We start from the raw sequence: 20621 nt of genomic DNA on the forward strand, positions 1-20621 counted from the left end.
CCTACCAATGCGGCGGTTTGGTCACCGGCACGTCAGGCGCGGACTGCTCCTCCAGCGCCAGGAAACGGTCGGTCAGCGCATCGAGCTTGCGCTGCATGCGCTCGATCACCTGCCACTGCTCGGCGATCTGGCCGGACAGTTCCTCGATGGTCTTCTCCTGCTCGGCGCTGCGGATTTCCAGCGTCGTCAGCCGGTCGGCAGGCATGTTCATTCGCAGTCCCTGATCTTGCACCACGATGCCTTGCATCGTGATGCGAATTTCGACGTCGCCATATTAGCGAATATGAAGCCTGCGGACACGTTGGAAATTGACAAGCGCACCGGGATTTGCCGAGAGTGGATACTGCTCCGGCCAATTGGCACGGGCGGGGCGTCATGCTAGGCATTTTGACCAAGCGATAAAAAAATAAGAGTGGGACTGGCTGCATGGCGCAAGCCGCAATCGAACTGATCGGCATCAACAAGAGTTTTGGCGCCGTGCGCGCCAACCGCGACATCAACCTGGAGATCGCGCGCGGCACCATCCACGGCATCGTCGGCGAGAACGGCGCCGGCAAGTCGACGCTGATGTCGATTCTCTACGGCTTCTACCAGGCCGACAGCGGCGAAATCCGCGTCGGCGGCAAGCCGGCATCGATCAAGACTCCCAATGACGCGATCGCGCTCGGCATCGGCATGGTGCACCAGCATTTCATGCTGGTCGACAATTTCTCGGTGCTGGAAAACATCATTCTCGGCGCCGAAAGCGATGCCCTCTTGAAAAGCAGCATCGCCAAGGCGCGCTCCGAACTCGACCGCCTCGAAAGGGAATATGGGCTCGAAGTCGATCCCGACGCCATCATCGAGGAGTTGCCGGTCGGCCTGCAGCAGCGCGTCGAAATCCTCAAGGCGCTCTATCGCGGCGCCGAGATCCTCATTCTCGACGAGCCGACGGGCGTCTTGACACCGGCCGAGGCCGACCATCTGTTCCGCATCCTCAAGCAATTGAAGGATCAGGGTAAGACCGTGGTGCTGATCACCCACAAGCTGCGCGAGATCATGGCCATCACCGACAATGTCTCGGTCATGCGCCAGGGCACGATGGTGGCGACGCGCGAAACCAACAAGACGACGGTGGGCGAACTGGCCGAACTGATGGTCGGGCGCCGCGTGCTTCTGAGGGTCGAAAAGGGCGAAGTGGAAGCCGGCGCCGTCAAGCTCGCGGTCAAGAACCTGACGGTGAAGGATTCGCGTGGCGTGACCATGGTCGATGACCTCTCCTTCGACCTGCGCGCCGGCGAGATCGTCGGCATTGCCGGCGTCGCCGGCAACGGACAATCCGAACTGCTCGAGGCGATTTCCGGCATCAGGCGCGCCGTTTCCGGCTCGGTCATGCTCGACGGCAAGCCGATCGACCTGACGGGTGCGGCCGACCCCGGCGAACTGCGCGACCGCGGCCTCGCCCATGTACCGGAGGACCGGCACCATGTCGGGCTGGTGCTGGCCTTCGAGGAGAACGAGAATTCCATCCTCGGCTATCACGACGACCCCCGCTATCTCAAAGGGCCATTCCTCAACGTCGATGCCATAGTGGCCGACGCCAAGGACAAGATCGAGAAATACGACATCCGGCCCGGCAATCCGCGCCTGAAGACGGCGAACTTCTCCGGCGGCAATCAGCAGAAGATCGTTCTGGCGCGCGAGATGGAGCAGGATCCGGGCGTGCTGATCGTCGGCCAGCCGACACGTGGCGTCGACGTCGGCGCCATCGAATTCATCCACAAGCGCCTGATCGCCATGCGCGACCAGGGCAAGGCCGTGCTGGTGGTCTCCGTCGAACTCGACGAGATCCGCTCGCTCTCCGACCGCATCCTGGTGATGTTCGCGGGCCGCATCGTCGGGGAGCGCGGTCCGGAAGCGACCGAGGGCGAGCTTGGCCTGCTGATGGCGGGCGTCGAGCGCCAGGAGGCAGCACTTTGAGCACGCCGTACGCCAAACTGCCGGCCTGGGCCGACTATGGGCTGATTCCGGTGATCAACCTGGCCGTGGCTTTCATTGTCGCCGGCTTCGTCGTGCTCTTGGTCGGCGAGAACCCGTTCCGCGCCGCCGTCATCCTGGTCGAGGGCGCTTTCGGCAAGGGAACAGGCATCGCCTTCACCCTCTTCTATGCCACCACCTTCATCTTCACCGGGCTTTCGGTGGCGGTCGCGGCGCATTGCGGCCTGTTCAACATCGGCACCGAGGGACAGGCCTACATTGCGGGCCTTGGCATCGCCATCGTGTGCCTGTCCTTCGACAGCACGCTGCCCTGGTGGCTGACATTCCCGATGGCCATCGTCGCTTCGGCGCTCGTGGGCGCCTTGTGGGCGCTGATCCCCGCCTACCTTCAGGCCAGGCGCGGCTCGCACATCGTCATCACCACCATCATGTTCAACTTCATCGCCGCCTCGAGCATGGTCTATCTGCTGGTCGGACTGCTGAAGCCGGCCGGGTCGCAGGCACCGCAAACCCGCAACTTCCTTGCCGGCGCGGAACTGCCGAAGCTCAACTGGGTCATCGAACTGTTCGGCGCCAAGATCCGCTCGGCGCCGCTCAACGTCACCTTCCTGCTGGCGCTGCTCATGGCCTTCCTGGTCTGGCTGCTGATCTGGCGCACCAAGCTCGGCTACGAGATGCGCACCTATGGCCACAGCCCCAAGGCGGCGCGCTATGCCGGCATTTCGGAAACCCGCATCATCATCACCGCGATGATGATCTCGGGCGCGCTGGCCGGCATGATGGCGCTCAATCCGGTGATGGGCGACCAGCACAATGTCGCGATCGACTTCGTTTCCGGCGCAGGCTTCGTCGGCATCGCAGTGGCGTTGATGGGGCGCCTGCATCCGGTCGGCATCGTGCTGGCGGCGGTCCTGTTCGGCATGCTCTATCAGGGCGGCGCCGAACTTGCCTTCGAAATGCCCGCGATCAGCCGCGACATGATCGTCATCATCCAGGGTCTGGTGATCCTGTTCGCCGGCGCGCTCGAACACATGTTCAGGCCCTACATCCAGGCGATGTTCGCCTCGTTCAGTCCAAGGTCGGTCGGCATGGAAGTGGTCAAGGGAAGGGGCGCCTGAGATGGATGTCTTTATCGCCATCGTGCAGATACTGGACTCGACCATCCGCTTGTCGGTGCCATTGCTGCTAGCCTGCCTCGCCGGTCTTTTTTCCGAGCGCTCCGGCATCTTCGACATCGGGCTGGAAGGCAAGATGCTGGTCGGTGCCTTCGCCGGCGCCGCTGCTGCTTCCGTGTTCCATTCGGCCTTTATCGGCCTGGGCATGGCAATCCTGATCTCGGTCGCCTTCGCCATGGTGCATGGTTTCGCCTCGATCACCCACCGCGGCAACCAGATCGTTTCCGGCGTGGCGATCAATTTCATCGCGGCCGGATCAACCATCATCCTCGGTCAGGCCTGGTTCCAGCAGGGCGGGCGCACGCCGGCGCTGCAGCCCGGCGAACGGTTCGACGCAATTGTCTGGCCCGGCGCCGACGCGGTCAGGGACGTGCCTGTCATCGGGCCGATCTACGCGGAACTGATCTCAGGCCATTCGCTGCTGGTCTACCTCGCCTTCCTGATGGTGCCGTTCACCTGGTGGGTGCTGTTCCGCACCCGCTTCGGCCTTAGATTGCGCGCCGTCGGCGAGAACCCGGCCGCCGTCGACACCGCCGGCATTTCGGTCGCCTGGCTGCGCTACCGTGCCCTGATCTGCACCGGTATCCTCACCGGCGTGGCCGGCGCCTATCTGTCGATGGTGCAGAATGGCGGCTTCGTGAAGGACATGACCGCCGGCAAGGGCTACATCGCGCTGGCGGCGCTGATTTTCGCCAAGTGGAAGCCGGTCAACGCCATGTTCGCTTGCCTGTTGTTCGGCTTCCTCGATGCGGCGGCGATCCGCCTGCAGGGATCGCCCTTGCCGATAATTGGCAAGGTGCCGGTACAGTTCATGCAGGCTTTGCCCTATATCCTCACCGTCATCCTGCTCGCCGGCTTCATCGGCAAGGCCATCCCGCCGCGCGCCGGCGGCGTGCCCTACGTCAAGGAACGCTAATGCATGCCGCCCAAAAGTGATCTCGGTTTTGGGAAAACGACATGCACAAAGCAAAGAGTTAAGCGCGTCGCCTGACTCGGTGTCGGCACGACGCGCTTTAAGGGTTGACGGCCCGGCGTGTGCCTCGCGCCGGGTTTTGGACACGATCATCGGAGAGAACAACTGAAATGTCGCATGATCTGTTTGAAGCGGCCAGGACCGCCATGGCCAAGGCCTATGCGCCCTATTCGAAATTTCCGGTAGGCGCGGCCTTGCGCACCGAGGACGGACGCGTCTTCACCGGCGCCAATATCGAAGTCGCCTCCTATCCGGAAGGCTGGTGCGCCGAGACCACCGCGCTCGGTCACTACATTATGGGCGGCGGCGGCAAGATCGTGGAAATCGCGGTCCTTGCCGAACGCATGGCAAAGTGCTCGCCTTGCGGCGGCTGCCGCCAGCGGCTGGCCGAATTCTGCCAGCCGGACACAAAACTCTACCTCTGCGACAATACGGGCGTGGCCGAGACCGTGACCATGGGTGACATGCTGCCCTATGGGTTCCGCGGCGATATCCTGAAATGAGGAACTGGCTCCAATGAAGAGCGGGCTGCAATGACCGAAAAAGCCGTGGACCATCTGATCGAAAGGCTGGGCGGCCTGGCGCCGTCGACGGCGCTGGTGCTGGGATCGGGCCTCGGCGTCCTTGTCGACCGGATCGAACACCCGATCCGCGTCCCCTATGCCGACCTGCCCGGCTTTCCCAGCAGCGGCGTCAGCGGCCATGCTGGGGAAGTGGTGGCGGGCCTGTTTGCCGGCGCGCCGGTGCTAATGCTGTCCGGCCGCGCCCACTATTACGAGCATGGCAACGCGGCGGCGATGCGCCCGGTGCTGGAAGTGCTTGCCGGCATCGGCATCACCAAACTGATCCTCACCAACGCGGCCGGTTCGGTCGACCCGGACATGCCCCCGGGCTCGGTGATGTTGCTCACCGACCACATCAACTTCTCCGGCAGCAATCCGCTGATTGGCGAGCCCAGCGACCGCCGCTTCGTAGGCCTGACCGAAGCCTACGATGCCGGCATCCGCAAGGCGATCGAACGCGCCGCCACGGCAACCGGCACCGCGCTGCACAAGGGCGTCTATATGTGGTTTTCCGGCCCGTGCTTCGAAACGCCGGCCGAAATCCGCATGGCGCGCATCATGGGCGCCAACGCCGTCGGCATGTCGACCGTGCCGGAAGTCATTCTCGCCCGCTTCCTTGGCCTGCGCGTCGCCGCCTGTTCGGTCATCACCAATCTGGCGGCCGGCATGACCGGAGCCGAGCTTTCGCATCAGGAGACCAAGGACATGGCGCCAGTCGGCGGGTCGCGGCTGGCCACAGTCCTGCACAAAGTGTTCCGCGACGGGCTGCTGGAGAGCTGATGCTTCCGCAGGAAATCATCCGCCACAAGCGAGACGGTCACAGGCTGTCGGCAGGTGAAATCGCGGCCTTCATCGGCGGCGTGACCTCGGGCGCCGTCACCGATGGCCAGGCCGCGGCTTTCGCCATGGCGGTGTTCTTCAACGGCATGAACCGCGACGAGGCCGTGGCGTTGACGCTGGCCATGCGCGATTCCGGCGATGTGCTCGACTGGTCGGACCTGCCCGGCCCGGTCACCGACAAGCATTCGACCGGTGGCGTCGGCGACAATGTCTCGCTGATGCTGGCGCCGATCGTCGCCGCCTGCGGCGCCTATGTGCCGATGATTTCGGGCCGCGGCCTTGGTCATACCGGCGGCACTCTGGACAAGATGGATGCGATCCCCGGCTACATCAGCCAGCCCGATATCGCCTTGTTTCGCCGGGCGGTGCTGGAAACCGGCTGCGCCATCATCGGCCAGACCGCCGATCTGGCGCCCGCCGACCGCCGTCTCTATGCCATCCGCGACGTCACCGGCACCGTGGAGTCGGTGCCGCTGATCACCGCCTCGATCCTGTCGAAGAAGCTGGCCGCCGGCCTGGGCTCGCTGGTGCTGGACGTCAAGGTCGGCAATGGCGCCTTCATGGAGAAGTCGCGCGACGCGACCGCGCTCGCCAACAGCCTGGTCGAGGTCGCCAGCGGCGCCGGACTGACGGTCTCGGCGCTGATCACCGGCATGAACGAACCGCTGGCCTCGGCCGCCGGAAATGCCGTCGAGGTGCGCAACGCCGTCGACTTCCTTACCGGCCGCCTGCGCGACCGGCGGCTGGAGGATGTGACGCTGGCGCTGGCGGCCGAAATGCTGCAGTCGACGGGACTGGTGTCGTCCAACCAGGATGGCTTGCGGCGTGCCACCGAGACACTCACCAGCGGCCGCGCCGCCGCCACCTTCGCCCGCATGGTGGCAGTGCTTGGCGGCCCTACCGATTTCATCGAGAAGCCGGAAAATTATCTGCCGAACGCGCCAACGGAATTCGTGGTTAGGGCGACGGCAAACGGCTTCGTCACCGGGATCGCCACCCGCGATATCGGCCTTGCGGTGGTCGGTCTCGGCGGCGGGCGCACGAGGCCTGACGACAAGATCGACCCCAGCGTCGGCATCACCAGGCTGCTGCCCATAGGAGCGGAAGTCCATGCCGGAGACGCGCTGGCGCTGATTCACGCCCGCTCGCCCTCAGATGCCGAGGCGGCCGCCGCCGCCGTGGTTTCGGCCTATGCGATCGGCGCCTCGAAACCCCCGGCGGACAAAACCGTCATCCGGCGGATCCTGCCGCGCGGTTGATTATTGGACAAGCAGCAGCGCACCGTTTTCGGCCTGATATTTGCCGAGCCGGCTGAGGAAGCTCATGCCGATCAGGTTGGTGCTGAGCGCCCTGTCGTCGAGCACGATGGCTCGCACGCCGTCGACGCTGATGCTGCCGATCTGCAGGCGGTCGATCGTCACCACCGCCGCCTTGATCGAGCCGTTGGCGGTATCGACCTCATGGCTGAAATCGGACGGATTGAGCGACAGCCCGATCCTGCGTGCCGTCGACGTGTTGACCGCGACCAGCGTGGCGCCGGTGTCGATCATCCCGTCGACCTGACGGCCGTTGAGCTTGAAGGTCGACGAGAAATGCCCGCGACCGTCCGCGGTGACGACGACCTTGCGGCCGGTCGGCAACGGCGCCGCCGGTCTGTCGGGAACCGACGCCAGGTTGACCTGCGGTTGTGCCTCGACCTCGGGCCTGGCCGTAACCGTCGATTTCAGCAGGTTTTCGAATATCTTCGGATTCGACTGATAGACGACCGGGATCGATGCCGATGTTCCGGCAAGGACGCCGAGGATGAGAAGCTTGCGCAGCATGGATCGGCCTTCGTGATGGCCGATCCTTTAGCGCCGGATAGTGTTTGCCGCTTTAACGGGCGCCAAAAACCTCGCCGTTGCGTAAACATTCGGTAAACAGCACCAGGAACTGTGCCTGGTACTATTTTGTCCCGTACATACGGTCGCCGGCGTCGCCGAGGCCGGGCATGATGTAACCCTTCTCGTTGAGCTGCCGGTCGATGGACGCCGTGAACACCGGAACGTCCGGATGCGCCTTGGTGAAGCGTTCGATGCCTTCGGGCGCCGCCAAAAGGCACAGGAACCGGATATTTGTGGCGCCGCGCCCCTTCAGCTTGTCGATCGCCGCGATCGCCGAATTGGCCGTCGCCAGCATCGGGTCGACGACGATCACCAGCCGGTCGGCCAGATCGCTCGGCGCCTTGAAGAAATATTCGACCGCCTCCAGCGTCTCGTGGTCGCGATAGAGGCCGATATGCGCGACCCGGGCCGCCGGCACCAGGTCGAGCAGGCCTTCCAGCAGACCGTTGCCGGCGCGCAGCACCGAAGCGAACACCAGCTTCTTGCCCTCCAGTGTCGGCGCTTCCATGGTCTCGATCGGCGTTTCGATGGTTGTCGTCGTCAGCTCGAGATTGCGCGTGACCTCATAGCCCAGCAGCAGCGAGATCTCGCGCAACAGCCGCCTGAAACCGGCCGTGGACGTCTCCTTCTTGCGCATGATGGTCAGCTTGTGCTGGACAAGCGGATGGTCGACGACGGTGACGCCCTTCATGATGATCTCCTGATGCGTGTCGCCCGGCGCGCGGACGCGCTTCAGGCAGCTGGAACGACCCTAGCGACTATGGACCGGCCAAGGAACCGCTTGGCCGCCATCGACCACAGCTTTGTCGGAAGAAAATCAGCGCGCCGCGCCGTTCAGCCGGGCTAGAAGTGCGGCCTTGGTCTTCCTGTCGACAAAGGCGGCTTCGATGGCGGTCCTCGTGACGGCAGCAAGCGCCTTTTCGTTCATGGCAAAATGCTCCGCCGCGATATCGTATTCGCGCTTCAGCGAGGTCCAGAAATAGGGCGGGTCGTCGGAGTTGAGCGTCACCTTGCAGCCGGCCGCCTGCAAGGCGGGAAACGGATGGTCGGCAAAACTGTCGAACACTTTGAGCGCGATGTTGGAGCCGGGGCAGCATTCCAGGACGATGCCTTCGTCGGCGATGCGCCGGACGAGGTCCGGATTCTCGATGGCGCGCACACCGTGCCCGATGCGCGAGGGGCGGATATGGTCAAGCGCCGCCTGGACAGTCTCCCAGCCCGTCAGCTCGCCGGCATGGATGGTGATGCCGAGCCCGGCCTCACGCGCGATCTCGAAAGCCCTGACATAGTCCTCCATCTCCCCCACGCGCTCGTCGCCGGCAACGCCGAAGCCAGTGACGAGCGGATTCCCGCAGCGCGCGGCGAAGCGTGCCGCCCGTTCGATCGATTCCACGCCGACATGGCGCACGCCGGTGACGATCATGCGCCCCTCTATGCCGGTCTTGGCCTTGGCGCGCAGCATGCCTTCGCCCAGCGCATCGGTATAGGCCTTGGGCGAGAGCCCGGCTTTCGCCGCATGGTCCGGCGAGGTGAAGACTTCGGAATAGATGGCGCCATCGCGGGCAAGACTGGTCAGATAGTGATCTGCCAGCCGCGCGTAGTCTTCTTCGGTGCGGAACAGATCGGCGGAGAAGTCGTAAGCCGCGAGGAAGGACGTAAAATCGTGCCAGACGAAGGAACCGTTCTGGATATAGGGCGAGGTATCCTTGCCGTATTTCTGCGCCTGGCGGATGACGAGCTCGGGCGCCGCTGCCCCTTCAATGTGGCAGTGCAGTTCCGCTTTCAAAGGCATTCAAACATCCCGTCGGTCAGTCCAGGTCTTGAAAACCCACCACCTGGAAGCGCGGCTGAACACCGCGCCTTAAACAATAGCGCCCACAGCATCGATCGGCTATGGTCCCGCCGGTTTTATGACGGATCAAAAAAATGTCAGTTGAGAGAACCACGGCCGCGGGCGGCATGGAAACCTCCTATGGTTTCAAGCGTGTGGGGGAAGGCGAGAAGCAGTCCCTGGTCAACGATGTTTTCCACAAGGTCGCCAATCGCTACGACCTGATGAACGACCTGATGTCGGCCGGCCTGCACAGGCTGTGGAAGGATGCCATGGTCACCTGGCTCAATCCGCCGAAGCGGCCGGGCTGGAGGGTCCTGGACGTGGCCGGCGGCACGGGCGACATCGCCTTCCGCATCGTCGATGCCAGCCATGGCAACGCCCACGCCACCGTCCTCGACATCAATGGCTCGATGCTCGGTGTCGGCCGCGACCGGGCCGAAAAGAAGGGCCTGTCGGGCAATACCGATTTCGTCGAGGCCAATGCCGAGGAACTGCCCTTCGCCGACGCCACCTTCGACGCCTACACCATCGCTTTCGGCATCCGCAACGTGCCGCGCATCGATGTCGCGCTCGCGGAAGCGTTCCGCGTGCTGAAGCCCGGCGGCCGGTTCCTGTGCCTGGAATTTTCAGAGGTCGAGATGCCGCTGCTCGACAAGGCCTATGAAGCCTGGTCGTTCAACGCCATACCCAAGATCGGCAAGATGGTCACCGGCGACGGCGAGCCCTATTCCTATCTGGTTGAATCGATCGCGAAATTCCCCAACCAGCAGAATTTCGCGGCAATGATCTCCCGCGCCGGTTTCGACCGCGTTTCCTTCCGCAACTATTCCGGCGGTATTGCCGCGCTTCATTCGGGCTGGAAGCTTTGAGGCTGGCCCGCATTTCCCATTCCCGATATGGCTCATGCCGGTCTCAAGAACTGGCCTGGGTGCGGCCATGAGCAGCGTCGGCGCCGGTTTCAGGCTCGCGCGGGCCGGTTGGGTGCTGGTGCGCGAGGGCGTCATCGCCGCCCTGCCGGGCGAGGAACTGTCCGGGCTGCCGAAATTCGGCTGGCGGCTGGCGCGGCTGTTCACCCGTCGTCGCGCGCTCGCCTATGAGCGCAGCGACCGGCTGGCCAAGGCGGTGGTCCGGCTCGGCCCGTCCTATGTCAAGCTCGGCCAGTTCCTGGCGACGCGGCCCGACGTCGTCGGCAACGACATGGCGCTCGATCTCGCCATGTTGCAGGACAAGATGCATACCTTCCCGAAGGCCGAGGCGGTCGCGGCCATCGAAACCTCGCTCGGACGCAAGGTGGGCGATCTCTACGTCGAGTTCGGCGACCCGGTCGCCGCCGCTTCGATCGCCCAGGTCCATGCCGCCGAAGCCATTCATGAAGGCGTGGCCACCAAGGTCGCGGTGAAGGTCATCCGGCCCGGCGTGCGCCGCCGCTTCTTCCAGGATCTGGAAAGCTATTTCCTCGCCGCCCACCTGCAGGAGAAATACATCCCCTCCTCGCGCCGATTGCGGCCTGTCGAGGTGACCGAGACGCTAGCGCAGACAACCAAGATCGAGATGGATTTGCGCCTCGAGGCGGCGGCGCTCTCCGAACTTGGGGAGAACACCAAGGACGATCCGGGTTTTCGCGTGCCGTCCGTCGACTGGGAGCGCACCGGCCGTGACGTGCTGACCATGGAATGGGTCGACGGCGTCAAGATGAACAACATCGCGGGACTGGAGGAGGCCGGGCATGATCTGAAGGCGATCGCCGCCAATCTCATCCAGTCGTTCCTGCGCCATACGCTGCGAGACGGTTTCTTCCACGCCGACATGCATCCGGGAAACCTGTTCGTCGAAGCCAACGGCACCATAGTCGCCGTCGACCTCGGCATTGCCGGACGTCTCGGCAAGAAGGAGCGCCGGTTCCTCGCCGAAATCCTCTACGGCTTCATCACGCGCGATTATCTGCGCGTCGCTGAAGTGCATTTCGAGGCCGGCTACGTGCCGCGCCAGCACAATGTCGCAGCCTTCGCGCAGGCGATCCGCGCCATCGGGGAGCCGATCCACGGCCAGCCGGCCGAGACCATTTCCATGGCCAAGCTCCTGACTCTGCTGTTCGAGGTGACCGAGCTCTTCGACATGGCGACGCGGCCGGAATTGATCCTGCTGCAAAAGACCATGGTGGTGGTCGAAGGCGTGGCGCGCACGCTCGATCCGGCCTTCAACATGTGGAAGACCGCCGAGCCGGTGGTCGGCGGCTGGATCGCGGGAAACCTTGGCCCGCGCGGCATGATGATCGATGCGCGCGACGGAGCCAAGGCGCTGCTGGCGCTCGCCCGCCAGGCGCCGGAACTCGCCGCGCGCACCGACCGGCTGTCGCGTGAGATCGACCTGATGGCCGAGCACGGCCTGCGCTTCGATGAGACCACGGCCCATGCCATCGGCAAGGCCGAGGCGCGCTACAGCCGCTCCGGCCGAGTGGCGCTCTGGGTGATCGCGCTGACGCTGCTCTATATCGCCTGGAAGATTCTTTAGGCCTGAACATCGACGATCGGGCCGCGACTTGCGGTCAAGTGATTGCATCGCTATCATTGCCATCGAACAAGATGGACACAATGCAATCACATGGCAAGCATCACGATCCGCAACCTTGACGATGAGGTCAAGGAACTGCTGCGCCGGTTGGCGGCGGAAAACAACCGCTCCATGGAAGAACAGGCGCGGGTCATGATCCGGGCCGCTGTCGACGGGCAGATCGGGCCCGGCCGCATCGACCAGATCGAAAAGACCTTGCGCGAATTGACCAGTTCGCCCAGTGCGGCGACCCCGGTTGCGGCCCTTGCGGGCAAGATCGTTCCGCGGGGCACGCTTTCCGGCAAGCGCATCCTGCTTATCATCGGCGGCGGCATCGCCGCCTACAAGGCGCTGGACCTCATCCGCCGGTTGCGTGAGCGCGGCGCCGCGGTCCGCGTGGTGATGACTGCGGCGGCGCAGGAATTCGTCACCACATTGTCGGTCGGCGCGCTGTCGGCCGATCACGTTTTCACCGAACTGTTCGACCGCAATGACGAGCACGATGTCGGCCATATCAGGCTGTCGCGTGAAGCTGATCTTCTAGTCGTGGCTCCTGCCACCGCCGATCTGATGGCCAAGCTCGCCAATGGTCACGCCAACGATCTGGCCTCCACTGTGCTGCTGGCCACCGACAAGCCGGTGCTGATGGCGCCGGCGATGAATCCGAAAATGTGGTCGCATCTGGCCACCCGCCGCAATCGCGCGACCTTGGGCAAGGACGGCGTCACTTTCGTCGGCCCTGCCAGGGGCGAGATGGCCGAAAGCAACGAGGCCGGTGAAGGCCGCATGGCTGAACCGCTGGAGATCGTCGCCGCGGTCGAGGCGCTGCTCTATGCCGGCCCCAAGCCGCTGACGGGGCGCAAGATCATCGTCACCTCCGGCCCGACGCATGAGCCGATCGACCCGGTGCGCTATATCGCCAACCGTTCCTCTGGCAAGCAGGGCCATGCCATCGCCGCCGCATTGGCAAGGCTTGGCGCCGATGTGCGCCTTGTCTCCGGTCCCGTGAGCATTGCCGATCCAGCCGGAGTGAAAACCATCCATGTCGAGCGCGCGCAAGAGATGCGCGATGCGGTCGAACGACTTTTGCCTGCCGATGCCGCGGTGTTCGTCGCCGCCGTCGCCGACTGGCGCAGCGAGAATTCGGCCGGCGAAAAGATCAAGAAGGTGGCGGGCGAAGGACCGCCGGTGCTGCGCATGGTGGAGAACCCCGACATCCTTGCCGGCGTCGGCCATCACAGCCAGCGGCCCGGCCTGGTCGTCGGCTTCGCCGCCGAGACGCAGGATCTCTTGCGCAACGCCCAGGCCAAGCTCGCGAAGAAAGGCGCCGATCTGATCGTCGCCAACGATGTGTCGCACGAAAGCGGCATCGGCCCTTCAGGCGTCATGGGCGGCGATCGCAACCGGGTGCGTATCGTGTCCAAGGCCGGCGTCGAGGAATGGCCCGAAATGACCAAGGACGAGGTAGCGGCGCGGCTCGCCGCCCTCATCGCCGAGCGGCTGAAGGCGATCGTCGTCTGACCCCTGTTGACCCGCGCCAGTTGGACGCCGCGCATCAGATTCCGTCTCAGCCGTCAGTTTGACAAGAGTTCCGCCGTACGGGCGAGCGCGCCGCCGAAACCGTTGAGCGGAATGGAAAAGCTCACCGCTTGTCCCGTATCCGCCGCGAAGGCGTCGATCTTCAGCGTCGTGCCGTTCTTCAGCAGCGGCGTGACATTGGCGTCGAACGCCACCGGCACCAGGCAGCCGACAGCCTGGCACGTGTTGAATGCCAGGCTGCCGTCCAGCTTCTGGTCATCGATGGTCAGGGTGACGCCTTTGGCGAGCGCCAGCCCAAACGGAAGGGCAAGAGTGCCTGTCGCGTCGTCGCCGGTCTTGCTCGACAGTTCGATCGCCAGCAGCCGCTGGTTGCTCTGTTTGTTGAACTGTTGGTGCGACAGGCTGCAGACCTTGTTCGTGCCCGATATCTGGCAATTGACCGTCCAGTCGCCATGGGTTTCGGACAAGGCCGATGCCCCGCCCGGCAGTTGTGGCGCATCAGCCGTGGCGGGCGGAGCCGCCACCTTGTCGCCTTTGGTCTGCGCTGCCACTGCCGGCACGCCGGCGATGCAGGCCGCACCTAGCATCGCAGCCAAATACGCGTATTTCCTCATCAAGACCTCTCCCGCCCGGCTTCGCCTCGAGCCAGCCTGGAAACTGACCTTGAGAGACGCGCTGACTGCATTCTGTTGACCGTTTCCTCGAAGGCGCCACTATGCCTGGCGGACATGCCGGCGCCATTCACATCGAGGCTGGCGCCGACCCGATAGAGCGGCGAATCGATCGCGTCCGTCAAGTGCAATCCGAGGTTGCGGGGCAGATTCTGCGCCGCCACCAAGCGGCCTTCGATCTCCCGCCCTTTTTGAAGAACTCCACTCCGGCGTTTCCATGGAGGCGAACTGGCGTCGGCCGGAATCCGTGACCGCAGGCCAGATGGCCGGGACAGAGCGCGGTCACCATTGATTTCGAGGTGACCGATGGACCAGCCATGGCATCGCCGGACAAACACCCTATATTGCGGGAATGAACAGGATTTTTCGCGGGAATGTGCCGATGTCGGGGCGCCGACCTATGATGAGACTTGCGTCGGCGGTGCTGGCCGCGGCTTTTGTGGCCGGCTTTGCGCTGCCCGCTTCCGCGCAAGTGGCCAATCCCTCGATCAACAGCAACGCGCTGATCCAGCAGAACGATTTGCAGGCCCTGCAGAGCCGCATTCAGCGGCAGCAATTCCAGCAGCAGCAACAGCAGTACCGTGACCAGGACCGCGTGATCGTCCAGCAGCCACCGCCGGTCGTACCGCGGGTCAGGCCGGGCTGCCAGACGCAGATCATCGGCAGCACGGCCGTGACCAACTGCCGCTGACAGGCGGGCTTCTTTTATTTAGCCGACTTACATGATAGGGAACCTTGAGGGTGCCCATGCGGCGGTTTGGGCTTGCAAAGGCGCCGCGTCACGCTATGGGGCACTGACCGACTGGACTATTGCAGATGACAGCCACGAAGAAAAAGGCCGTACGCCGCGCCAAGAAAGGGGAAAGAATCCGCCAGGTGGCGGCGATTCCCTTTCGCTTGACCGCGGATGGCCGTTTCGAGGTGATGCTGGTCACGTCGAGAACGACGAGGCGCTTCATCGTTCCCAAGGGATGGCCAATGAAAGGCAAGAACGGACGCAAGGCAGCCACGATCGAGGCGATGGAAGAAGCCGGCGTACTTGGCAAGACTCTGAAGCAGCCGGCCGGCACCTATTCCTACTGGAAGCGGCTGGCCAACCGCTTTGTCCATGTCGACGTCATCGTCTACCTGCTTGAAGTGACCGAGGAACTGGCCAACTGGCAGGAGGCCAAGCGGCGACAGCGGGCATGGCTGACGCCGGTCGACGCGGCGATGTTGATCGACGAACCGGATCTTTCGACGCTGGTGAAGACCCTGGCCCTTCCCCAGCCGACGCCGACCGACGCGACCTGAGGACATTCCTCAGCCGCTCGTAGCGCCCTCTTCGGGAAGAGGGCGTGCCGGCATGCCGGTATAGGCCCACAACCATTCGCGCGGCAGCGGCCCCTTGTTGCGCTCGCTCTGCTGCGACTGTTCCCAGGCATGCGCCAGGATGCCGACGGAGCGTGACAGCACGAAGAGCCCACGCGTCAGTGGCGGTGGGAAGCCGAGTTCGCCATAGATGACGGCCGTGGCGCCATCGATGTTGAGCGGTATCACCTTGCCCTTGCGTCGTGCGACCTGCGCCTCGACCGCCTCGGCGATGTCGGCGAACCGTCCATTGACGACGCCACGCGCGGCAAATTCCCGGGTCAGTTCCAACAGGCGCGGTGCGCGTGGATCGACCGGGTGAAAGCGGTGGCCGAGCCCAGGCACATAGCCCTTTTCCTCGATGAAGAACCGGTCGAGCCGTGCCGAGACCGCGTCCCCCAGCGCCGCCTCGCCATCGATCGCCATGGCGATATCACCGTAGAAGGACAGCGCCTGTTCGCCGGCGCCGCCATGCACGTCGCCGAGCACATTGATTGCCGAGGCCATGGCGCTGTTGATGCCCACACCACAGGTTGCCGCCATGCGCGCGATGGCGATCGACGGCGCCTGCGGCCCATGGTCGACCGCCGCGCCCAGCGCGATGCCGAGCAGTGCCGCCTGGTCTTCGCTGGGCAATTCACCGCGCAACATCAGCCAGATCATCGCCGGAAAACTGACGCGGCCGATCAGATCCTGGATTTCATAACCGCGCAGCCGGATGACGCCGGGGCTCATCTCGATGATACCGGTCTGCCACCAATGCTCGCCGCGCTCACGGCCTGACTGCTTCTCCGCGTCGCTCATGCCCGTGCCTTTGCCTTCGCCCGCGGCGACAGACTGGCGAAAATCTCGCCCATATGCTCTCCGAGTGCCGGTGGCGGCTTCGTCGGCAACGGCGCCCTGCCATTGACCATGAAGCCGCCGCGCAGCACCGTCAGTGGCCTGTCCATCCCGGCAACATCGTCAAAATTGGCGATCACCTGGCGTTCGAGCACTTGCGGCTCGGCCAGCACTTGCGGGATGGTCAGCACCCGGCCCGCCGGCACCCCTGCCCGGTTCAATCTTTCCTCCCAGGCGGCCGCCGGAGCATCCGTCAGGGTGTCCTCGATCTCGGCTTTCAGCGCCGCACGGTTCTTCTTGCGCGTCTCGCGCTCCGCGAAGCGAGGATCGGAAGCCAGTTCCGGCCGCCCAATCAGCCGGCAAAGCGTCACGAACTGCTCTTGCTTGTTGGCGGCGATGTTGAGCAGCCCATCGCCGGTGCGAAAGGCGCCGGACGGTGCCGCTGTCATGTTCTCATTGCCCATCGGCTTGGGATCGACCCCTGCCGTCAGGTAGTTCGACACCGGCCAGCCGAGCGCGGAAAGCGTGCATTCGAGCATCGAGACGTCAAGGAAGGCGCCCTCGCCCGATGTCTTCTGCCTGACCAGCGCCGATGCGATCGCGAAAGCGCCGACCAGACCACCCAGTGTATCGGCGACCGGATAGCCGACGCGCAGTGGCGCCGTTTCCGGCGTGCCGGTGATGCTCATAATGCCCGACAGGCCCTGGATGATCTGGTCGTAGGCGGGATTGTCGCGCATCGGCCCGGTCTGGCCGAAACCCGATATCGCGCAATAGACGAGGCCGGGGCGGACCGCCTTCAGCGCTTCGTGGCCGAGGCCAAGTCGATCCATCACGCCGGGGCGGAAATTCTCCACCAGCGCGTCGGCACTGGCGACCAGATCGAGGAAACGCTCGCGATCGGCTTCTGTCTTCAGATCCAGCATGACAGATCGTTTGCCGGCGTTCTGCGCCAGGAACGAGGCGCCCATGCCGGCCTGGTTGAGGCTTGGCGAACCGCCGAGCTGGCGCGCCAGGTCGCCGCCTTGCGGTCCCTCGACCTTGATCACGTCGGCGCCCAGCAGCGCCAGCTGATAGGCACAATAAGGCCCGGCCAGAACATTGGTCAGGTCGAGGACGCGGATACCGGAAAGCAGGTCAGTCATGTCTTCTCAATCGATCAGGCATCGCCCGGCACATGCTCCGGCCCGCGCCGCCGGCGGTGCTCGATGAAGGACCAGATATGCGGCCCGACCAGGCCGATGAAGGCGAGCGTCAACAGCGTCAGCGACAGCGGATGCTTGTAGAACACCGACCAGTCGCCATTCGAGATGGTCATCGCCCGGCGGAACTGGGTTTCGGCGAGCGGTCCCAGGATCATGCCGATGATGACAGGCGCGGTCGGGAAATCGAAGCGCCGCATCAGGAAGCCCGCCGCCCCCAGGAGATAGAGGATTACGAGATCGATGGGCGACTGCGAGATGCCATAGGTGCCGACGGTCGCGAACACCAGGATGCCGGCATAAAGCTGTGGCGCCGGGATCTTCAGCAACCGCACCCACAATCCGATCAGCGGCAAATTGAGGATGACGAGGATGATGTTGGCGATGAACAGGCTGGCGATCAGGCCCCAGACCAAATTGGCCTGAGTGGTCAAAAGCAGCGGCCCGGGATTGATGCCGTAGCTCTGGAAGGCCGACAGCATGATCGCGGCTGTCGCCGAAGTCGGCAGGCCGAGCGTCAGCATCGGCACCAGCACGCCGGCGGCGGACGCATTGTTGGCGGCCTCCGGACCGGCGACGCCCTCGATGGCGCCGACCGTGCCGAACTCCTCCTTGTGGTTCGACAGCTTCTTCTCGACGGCGTAGGACAGGAAGGTCGGGATTTCGGCGCCGCCGGCCGGCATGGCACCGATCGGGAAGCCGATCGCCGCACCGCGCAGCCACGCCTTCCATGAGCGGCCCCATTCGGCCGCGGTCATGTAGAGCGAGCCTTTCAGCGGCACGATCTCGTCCTTGCCGGCATAGCGGCGCGAGGCCATGTAGAGCGTCTCGCCGACTGCGAACAGGCCGACGGCGGCGATGATGACGTCGACGCCGTCGAGCAGTTCGGTCGTGCCGAAGGTGAAGCGCGGCTGGCCGGTCTGCAGGTCGACGCCGATCATGCCGATGACGAAGCCGGCAAACAGGCTGGTGAGCCCGCGCACCGAGGACGAACCGAGCACGGCCGAAACGGTGATGAAGGCCAGCACCATCAGCGAGAAATATTCGGCCGGACCGAAAGCCAGCGCGAACTTGACCACCACCGGCGCCAGGAAGGCGACACCCAGCGTGCCGAGCGTGCCGGCGACGAAGGAGCCGATCGCCGAGGTGGCAAGGGCCGCTCCCCCACGGCCGGACCGCGCCATCTTGTTGCCTTCCAGCGCGGTGACGATGGTGGCGCTTTCACCAGGCGTGTTGAGCAGGATCGACGTCGTCGAGCCGCCATACATGGCACCGTAATAGATGCCGGCGAACAGGATGAAGGAGGCTTCCGGCGCGACCTGATAGGTGATCGGCAGAAGCAGCGCGATGGTCAGCGCCGGCCCGAGGCCAGGCAGCACGCCGATGGCGGTGCCGAGCGTGGTGCCGAGCAGGCACCACAGAAGATTGACCGGGGTGAAGGCTACCGCGAAGCCGTGGGCGAGTTGTTCGAGCGTGTTCATGGCCTCACGCCCCAAACGCGCCGGCGATCGCGTCGATCACCGTGTTCAGCTGGTTCTCGATGAAACCGGCACCGATATTGACGCCGAGCGCCCTGGCGAAGCCGAAATAGGCGGCCAGCGCCAGTACAAGGCCGGTGAGCGCGTCGCGCAGCGTGTGCTTGCTGCCGAAGCCGTAGCAGACGAGAACGAACATGATCACCGATGCCGCCGTGAAACCGAGCGGCCGAATGAGCAGCAGGTTGGCCAGAAGGCCGATGACGACGAAGCCCATCGCCTTCCAGTCGGTCGGCGTTTCCTTTTCCTCCTCCGGTTGCCAGCCGCCGCGAAACGCGGCGAGGATGAGCAGCAGCGACAGCACCACCAGGCCGACCATGGTGAGATAGGGAAAGACGGTCGGGCCGACCTTGGAATAGAGCGGCGACACCGGGATCGCCAGCGTCTGCCAGGCAACAGCGCCGGCACAGGCGAGAAGCCCGATGCCAACAAGCAATTCTGGCATGGCAAGGCGCAAGGGCGGCGTCGGATGGTTGATGGTGCTCATGGAATGTCCTCCCCAGGACTACGGGCCAAGACGGCTGTCATCGGCCTTCATGCTGTCAGCCATGACCGACCTCATCTCCGATGCGATCGACCGACCTGAGAAAATGAGGGACGGCTCGCGCCGTCCCCTAGGGAAATCAGGCGAGGCCTAGATCCTTGAGGATGGCTTCGATACGCGCTGAATCCTCGGCAACGAATTTCGCATAGTCATCGCCGGTGAGCAGGATGGGCGTCCAGTTGCGGTTCTTGCATTCGGTGGCCCACGCATCGCTCTTGGCCATGGTCTCCACCAGCGTGATCATCGCCGCCTTGTCGGCGTCGGACACGCCAGGGGGCGCGAAGACGCCGCGCCAGTTGAACAGTTCGACATCGATGCCGGCTTCCTTCAGCGTCGGCGCGTCGATGCCGTCCTGGCGCTTGTCGGCCGAGATGGCGAGCAGCCTGAGCGCACCCGCCTTGACCTGTTCGGAGAATTCACCGAAGCCGGAGATGCCCGCGGCCACCTGATTGCCGAGCAGCGCCGACAAGGCCTCGCCGCCGCCGGCGAACGGCACATAGGAAAGATTGGTCGCCGGAACGCCTACCGTCTTGGCGATCAGGCCGAACAGGATGTGGTCGGAGCCCCCGGCCGAACCACCGGCAACGGGAACCTTCGTCGGATCGGCCTTGAGCGCGGCGACGAAATCGGCGGCCGTCTTGAAGGGTGATTCCGCCGGCACCACCAGGGCCTCGAATTCGCCGGTGAGACGGGCGATTGGCGTGACTTGCGTCAGATTGTTGGCGGCCTTGTTGGCGATGATGGCGCCGACCATGACCATGCCGGCGACCATCAGCGAATCGCCCTTGCCGTTCCACTGGCTGATGAACTGCGGCAGCCCGACCGTGCCCCCGGCGCCGCCGACATTGGTGATCTGCGAGCCGGAGATCAGCTTCTCCGCGCGCATCACCTGATCCATCGTGCGCCCCGTCTGGTCCCAGCCGCCGCCGGGCGCCGCCGGAACGAATATCTGGATCTGCTGTGTGCCTTCGGCGAAAGCCGGCGTGAGATGAAGGCCTGCAAGGCCGGCAGCGCCCGCAGCCGCCGTGCTCATCAAAAATCTGCGTCTGTTCAGCATGGGATTCCTCCAGATCACGACACCTCCTCCGGTGCCTGCCAAACGCGCCTGCATTCACAGACCCGTGATCGAGTTCAAGCAGATGTTA

21 protein-coding genes are annotated in these 20621 nt (G+C 64.3%); 11 read left to right on the forward strand and 10 right to left on the reverse strand.

The annotated features are described in order from the left end of the window. Nucleotide 1 precedes the first annotated feature (1 nt). Entirely contained in the window at nt 2-211 is a 210-nt protein-coding gene (locus C1D09_RS05865; protein ID WP_143973418.1) for a SlyX family protein, read from the reverse strand. A 215-nt stretch (nt 212-426) separates the two neighbouring features. On the opposite strand from C1D09_RS05865, the gene C1D09_RS05870 reads away from it, so the two are divergent. The 6 genes from C1D09_RS05870 (at nt 427) to deoA (ending at nt 6787) form a co-directional block, all read left to right on the forward strand. Continuing rightward, complete coding sequence (locus tag C1D09_RS05870) at nt 427-1959, forward strand: ABC transporter ATP-binding protein (protein ID WP_143973419.1); 1533 nt, start codon at nt 427-429, stop codon at nt 1957-1959. Next, entirely contained in the window at nt 1956-3095 is a 1140-nt protein-coding gene (locus C1D09_RS05875; RefSeq protein ID WP_143973420.1) for an ABC transporter permease, read from the forward strand. The genes C1D09_RS05870 and C1D09_RS05875 overlap by 4 nt, the downstream gene beginning before the upstream one ends. Before the next feature lies 1 nt (nt 3096). Next, nucleotides 3097-4068 (forward strand): ABC transporter permease, encoded by a 972-nt coding sequence (locus tag C1D09_RS05880; protein WP_143973421.1) that lies wholly within the window; start codon nt 3097-3099, stop codon nt 4066-4068. A 167-nt stretch (nt 4069-4235) separates the two neighbouring features. After that, nucleotides 4236-4628: a cytidine deaminase gene (gene cdd / locus C1D09_RS05885; protein ID WP_010911456.1), complete on the forward strand. Its 393-nt coding sequence runs from the start codon at nt 4236-4238 to the stop codon at nt 4626-4628. Between the two features lie 30 nt (nt 4629-4658). Continuing rightward, nucleotides 4659-5468: a purine-nucleoside phosphorylase gene (locus C1D09_RS05890; protein WP_143973422.1), complete on the forward strand. Its 810-nt coding sequence runs from the start codon at nt 4659-4661 to the stop codon at nt 5466-5468. Next, complete coding sequence (gene deoA / locus C1D09_RS05895; RefSeq protein WP_143973423.1) at nt 5468-6787, forward strand: thymidine phosphorylase; 1320 nt, start codon at nt 5468-5470, stop codon at nt 6785-6787. Before C1D09_RS05890 ends, deoA begins: the two co-directional genes overlap by 1 nt. Here the strand turns inward: deoA and C1D09_RS05900 are convergent, their stop codons facing one another. From C1D09_RS05900 to C1D09_RS05910, 3 genes are all read right to left on the reverse strand, one after another. Further along, nucleotides 6788-7351 (reverse strand): TIGR02281 family clan AA aspartic protease, encoded by a 564-nt coding sequence (locus tag C1D09_RS05900; RefSeq protein WP_143973424.1) that lies wholly within the window; start codon nt 7349-7351, stop codon nt 6788-6790. A gap of 121 nt (nt 7352-7472) precedes the next feature. Continuing rightward, nucleotides 7473-8102, reverse strand: coding sequence for a uracil phosphoribosyltransferase (upp, locus tag C1D09_RS05905; protein WP_010911460.1), 630 nt, complete (start codon nt 8100-8102; stop codon nt 7473-7475). 126 nt (nt 8103-8228) lie between these two features. Beyond that, entirely contained in the window at nt 8229-9203 is a 975-nt protein-coding gene (locus C1D09_RS05910) for an adenosine deaminase (RefSeq protein WP_143973425.1), read from the reverse strand. A 134-nt stretch (nt 9204-9337) separates the two neighbouring features. Between C1D09_RS05910 and ubiE the strand changes: the two genes are divergently transcribed. The 3 genes from ubiE to coaBC all read left to right on the forward strand — a co-directional run bounded on the left by ubiE (nt 9338) and on the right by coaBC (nt 13316). Then, a complete protein-coding gene (ubiE, locus tag C1D09_RS05915) occupies nt 9338-10114 on the forward strand; it encodes a bifunctional demethylmenaquinone methyltransferase/2-methoxy-6-polyprenyl-1,4-benzoquinol methylase UbiE (protein WP_143973426.1) in 777 nt (258 codons plus the stop codon). Between the two features lie 67 nt (nt 10115-10181). After that, nucleotides 10182-11756 carry a 2-polyprenylphenol 6-hydroxylase gene (gene ubiB / locus C1D09_RS05920; RefSeq protein WP_143973427.1) on the forward strand — a complete coding sequence of 525 codons (1575 nt, stop codon included), beginning with the start codon at nt 10182-10184 and terminating at the stop codon, nt 11754-11756. Nucleotides 11757-11846: 90 nt separating this feature from the next. Further along, on the forward strand, nt 11847-13316 hold the full coding sequence (gene coaBC, locus C1D09_RS05925) for a bifunctional phosphopantothenoylcysteine decarboxylase/phosphopantothenate--cysteine ligase CoaBC (RefSeq protein WP_208760351.1): 1470 nt from the start codon (nt 11847-11849) through the stop codon (nt 13314-13316). A 53-nt stretch (nt 13317-13369) separates the two neighbouring features. On the opposite strand, the gene C1D09_RS05930 is transcribed toward coaBC, so the two are convergent. Further along, nucleotides 13370-13948 carry an invasion associated locus B family protein gene (locus tag C1D09_RS05930; RefSeq protein WP_143973428.1) on the reverse strand — a complete coding sequence of 193 codons (579 nt, stop codon included), beginning with the start codon at nt 13946-13948 and terminating at the stop codon, nt 13370-13372. Between the two features lie 478 nt (nt 13949-14426). Between C1D09_RS05930 and C1D09_RS05935 the strand changes: the two genes are divergently transcribed. Both C1D09_RS05935 and C1D09_RS05940 read left to right on the forward strand, forming a co-directional pair. Further along, nucleotides 14427-14696, forward strand: coding sequence for a hypothetical protein (locus C1D09_RS05935; RefSeq protein WP_342780208.1), 270 nt, complete (start codon nt 14427-14429; stop codon nt 14694-14696). 125 nt (nt 14697-14821) lie between these two features. Next, nucleotides 14822-15298 (forward strand): NUDIX hydrolase, encoded by a 477-nt coding sequence (locus tag C1D09_RS05940; protein WP_143973430.1) that lies wholly within the window; start codon nt 14822-14824, stop codon nt 15296-15298. 9 nt (nt 15299-15307) lie between these two features. Here C1D09_RS05940 and C1D09_RS05945 read toward each other — a convergent pair whose 3' ends face one another. The 5 genes from C1D09_RS05945 to C1D09_RS05965 all read right to left on the reverse strand — a co-directional run bounded on the left by C1D09_RS05945 (nt 15308) and on the right by C1D09_RS05965 (nt 20533). Then, on the reverse strand, nt 15308-16159 hold the full coding sequence (locus C1D09_RS05945; RefSeq protein ID WP_143973431.1) for a citryl-CoA lyase: 852 nt from the start codon (nt 16157-16159) through the stop codon (nt 15308-15310). Next, nucleotides 16156-17340 (reverse strand): CaiB/BaiF CoA transferase family protein, encoded by a 1185-nt coding sequence (locus tag C1D09_RS05950; protein WP_143973432.1) that lies wholly within the window; start codon nt 17338-17340, stop codon nt 16156-16158. Before C1D09_RS05950 ends, C1D09_RS05945 begins: the two co-directional genes overlap by 4 nt. Nucleotides 17341-17354: 14 nt before the next feature. After that, nucleotides 17355-18878 carry a tripartite tricarboxylate transporter permease gene (locus C1D09_RS05955; protein ID WP_143973433.1) on the reverse strand — a complete coding sequence of 508 codons (1524 nt, stop codon included), beginning with the start codon at nt 18876-18878 and terminating at the stop codon, nt 17355-17357. 4 nt (nt 18879-18882) lie between these two features. Then, complete coding sequence (locus C1D09_RS05960; RefSeq protein WP_143973434.1) at nt 18883-19419, reverse strand: tripartite tricarboxylate transporter TctB family protein; 537 nt, start codon at nt 19417-19419, stop codon at nt 18883-18885. 136 nt (nt 19420-19555) lie between these two features. Beyond that, the gene (locus C1D09_RS05965; RefSeq protein ID WP_143973435.1) at nt 19556-20533 is read right to left on the reverse strand and encodes a Bug family tripartite tricarboxylate transporter substrate binding protein; all 978 of its coding nucleotides are present in this window, start codon (nt 20531-20533) and stop codon (nt 19556-19558) included. Nucleotides 20534-20621: the final 88 nt, after the last annotated feature.

Source organism: Mesorhizobium intechi (genome assembly GCF_002879535.1).
Taxonomy (GTDB): domain Bacteria; phylum Pseudomonadota; class Alphaproteobacteria; order Rhizobiales; family Rhizobiaceae; genus Mesorhizobium; species Mesorhizobium intechi.

What these genes read in the sequence shown, in the direction of transcription:
- C1D09_RS05865 (WP_143973418.1), bottom strand. Translation starts at nt 211, where the DNA reads ATGAACATGCCTGCCGACCGGCTGACGACGCTGGAAATCCGCAGCGCC.
- C1D09_RS05870 (WP_143973419.1), top strand. Translation starts at nt 427, where the DNA reads ATGGCGCAAGCCGCAATCGAACTGATCGGCATCAACAAGAGTTTTGGC.
- C1D09_RS05880 (WP_143973421.1), top strand. Translation starts at nt 3,097, where the DNA reads ATGGATGTCTTTATCGCCATCGTGCAGATACTGGACTCGACCATCCGC.
- cdd (WP_010911456.1), top strand. Translation starts at nt 4,236, where the DNA reads ATGTCGCATGATCTGTTTGAAGCGGCCAGGACCGCCATGGCCAAGGCC.
- C1D09_RS05890 (WP_143973422.1), top strand. Translation starts at nt 4,659, where the DNA reads ATGACCGAAAAAGCCGTGGACCATCTGATCGAAAGGCTGGGCGGCCTG.
- deoA (WP_143973423.1), top strand. Translation starts at nt 5,468, where the DNA reads ATGCTTCCGCAGGAAATCATCCGCCACAAGCGAGACGGTCACAGGCTG.
- C1D09_RS05900 (WP_143973424.1), bottom strand. Translation starts at nt 7,351, where the DNA reads ATGCTGCGCAAGCTTCTCATCCTCGGCGTCCTTGCCGGAACATCGGCA.
- upp (WP_010911460.1), bottom strand. Translation starts at nt 8,102, where the DNA reads ATGAAGGGCGTCACCGTCGTCGACCATCCGCTTGTCCAGCACAAGCTG.
- C1D09_RS05910 (WP_143973425.1), bottom strand. Translation starts at nt 9,203, where the DNA reads ATGCCTTTGAAAGCGGAACTGCACTGCCACATTGAAGGGGCAGCGGCG.
- ubiE (WP_143973426.1), top strand. Translation starts at nt 9,338, where the DNA reads ATGTCAGTTGAGAGAACCACGGCCGCGGGCGGCATGGAAACCTCCTAT.
- ubiB (WP_143973427.1), top strand. Translation starts at nt 10,182, where the DNA reads ATGAGCAGCGTCGGCGCCGGTTTCAGGCTCGCGCGGGCCGGTTGGGTG.
- coaBC (WP_208760351.1), top strand. Translation starts at nt 11,847, where the DNA reads ATGGCAAGCATCACGATCCGCAACCTTGACGATGAGGTCAAGGAACTG.
- C1D09_RS05930 (WP_143973428.1), bottom strand. Translation starts at nt 13,948, where the DNA reads ATGAGGAAATACGCGTATTTGGCTGCGATGCTAGGTGCGGCCTGCATC.
- C1D09_RS05940 (WP_143973430.1), top strand. Translation starts at nt 14,822, where the DNA reads ATGACAGCCACGAAGAAAAAGGCCGTACGCCGCGCCAAGAAAGGGGAA.
- C1D09_RS05945 (WP_143973431.1), bottom strand. Translation starts at nt 16,159, where the DNA reads ATGAGCGACGCGGAGAAGCAGTCAGGCCGTGAGCGCGGCGAGCATTGG.
- C1D09_RS05950 (WP_143973432.1), bottom strand. Translation starts at nt 17,340, where the DNA reads ATGACTGACCTGCTTTCCGGTATCCGCGTCCTCGACCTGACCAATGTT.
- C1D09_RS05955 (WP_143973433.1), bottom strand. Translation starts at nt 18,878, where the DNA reads ATGAACACGCTCGAACAACTCGCCCACGGCTTCGCGGTAGCCTTCACC.
- C1D09_RS05960 (WP_143973434.1), bottom strand. Translation starts at nt 19,419, where the DNA reads ATGAGCACCATCAACCATCCGACGCCGCCCTTGCGCCTTGCCATGCCA.
- C1D09_RS05965 (WP_143973435.1), bottom strand. Translation starts at nt 20,533, where the DNA reads ATGCTGAACAGACGCAGATTTTTGATGAGCACGGCGGCTGCGGGCGCT.